Raw genomic sequence first — 1819 nt, 5'->3', positions numbered from 1 at the left:
GAATCACTCAACTCCAAGCTTAAGGCATTTAGAGGCCAACTGCGTGGAGTTAGGGACATACCGTTCTTTTTCTATCGTGTATCGTTGATATTTGGGTAGGGATGCCACGGACTTTATCGGATGAGCCAGTTTTTGAGTTTTTTCTTCATTATATATGCTATCATTATATACTTCCCTATTTATGCCCGTATATAAATTATAAGGATAATTGGGACCAATACTATCTCCCTCCAATTCATACCATAAGTACGCATAGAGATAATACTTATATCTGAGATTAATTTGCCTATCCAACATACTAGATGGAATTTTACAAGGTAACTCTTCATCTAATTGCTGAATGAAGCATTTTATTGGAAATCCTTTTAGCTCTATCGTTTTATCAGCATAATTACCGTATTTTACTTCTATAGTAGATATTGTGTCCAAGGAAGAATCTGCTCTTACTAAAAAGACTTTTCCCTTATAACTTCCCTGTTTTTCATCATAAAATTTAGGAACATTACAAACTACCATATGGGAATCAGGTAATCGCCAATCCTCATCAAGACAAGCGAAGAATGTCCCTCCAATAAATACAAAACAAAATAACAACAATGAGTTTTTTATAAGTCCATTCATAACATTTAAAGTTTTTGGGGAATAACTTGTTTCTTGCCAATCTTAATCTTTGCAAGAGGAACTTTATATTCAGGATTAAACGTCTTATCATCCAGCTCCAGATTACACAATTCTAGTATTATTGCATCACTATCACCTTCTTCTATACCATACACTTCATATTTTAGCTTTTGTGTCTTATCCGCATTGTAAACACTATCACTATAAAAATTACTATTGTTTTGAACTCCTATATATAAAGATTTGTCATAACTTGAATCTATGCTATCTCCGTCTATACTTTTATAAGACGGCCACATTTGGAACTCCAAATATCCATATAAAAAATACTTAAAAGAAATATCTACCTGTTTTTCTAAAAGATAAGAAGGAACAGATGCTAAAAAGTTACCATCATTAACCTTGTGGAAAAAATATTTTATAGGAAATCCCTTAATGACCAAATCTTTATTTGCATAATTGCCTAGTTCCACCTCTACTGTTTCTGGTACTGCCTCCAAAGACGAATCAGGCCTTATCAAAAAGACTTCTCCTTTATAAATTCCTTGTTTATTATCATAAAACTTTGGAACATTGCAAATTGCTACGTCATAAGAATAGCGAGGGGAATAATAACCATCCTCCATATAAATACACGAGAATACCATCCCACAAAGAAAAAAAATGGCAAATAACCTCAACGTTTCTTTCAAAAATTTATTCATCGTACTTCATTATAGAATTATTTGTCTACTACAATATAACCTTGGATAAGGTAGTTATACCATTTTCATCACCAGAATGGCATCTGCCAGTAAGAATACGATTTAAGGAACACAAGTAATGCTCTTTTGAAGCTTTTTGGGAATAACTTGTTTTTTGCCTATCCCTAGGTCTTAAAAAAATCTTTTTCATAAGCCCAAAGTTTTAAATATAAATAATATTTAGTGGATTTAAATCCGCATGCAAAGATAGGACCACTGGAAAAAGTGTGTGGATATCGTAGTACAATAAAAACACTATATTGTCCGTTTATAAAGTCAAAGAACGGATAAATATGGAAAAGTATAGACTCCTTGCAGAATGTCTTTTGCCCGAACACATGCTGGATTGGTTCGACCTTAAAGACGTGTTTGTAGAGCAAAAGAAAGAAACAAAGCTTGTTCACATATACCTTGACGAAAACGAGCTGAGACCAGGTGACAGAACCGATATTCGT

The 1819-nt window shown here is 33.2% G+C and carries 2 protein-coding genes; both read right to left on the bottom strand.

Translation table 11 applies throughout. From position 1 onward, the window contains the following. Window positions 1–3: 3 nt before the first annotated feature. Window positions 4–621, bottom strand: coding sequence for a hypothetical protein (locus CHL74_RS16625; protein ID WP_176452291.1), 618 nt, complete (start codon window positions 619–621; stop codon window positions 4–6). Between the two features lie 5 nt (window positions 622–626). Further along, window positions 627–1325: a hypothetical protein gene (locus tag CHL74_RS15255; protein WP_094882003.1), complete on the bottom strand. Its 699-nt coding sequence runs from the start codon at window positions 1323–1325 to the stop codon at window positions 627–629. Window positions 1326–1819 lie beyond the last annotated feature (494 nt).

It is taken from the genome of Prevotella sp. 885 (assembly GCF_002265625.1).
GTDB lineage: Bacteria > Bacteroidota > Bacteroidia > Bacteroidales > Bacteroidaceae > Prevotella.
This window is presented reverse-complemented; position numbering and strand designations above follow the sequence as displayed.

Excerpts from the sequence above, each read along its gene's own strand:
- CHL74_RS15255 (WP_094882003.1), bottom strand. The coding sequence starts at position 1,325 with ATGAATAAATTTTTGAAAGAAACGTTGAGGTTATTTGCCATTTTTTTT.
- CHL74_RS16625 (WP_176452291.1), bottom strand. The coding sequence starts at position 621 with ATGAATGGACTTATAAAAAACTCATTGTTGTTATTTTGTTTTGTATTT.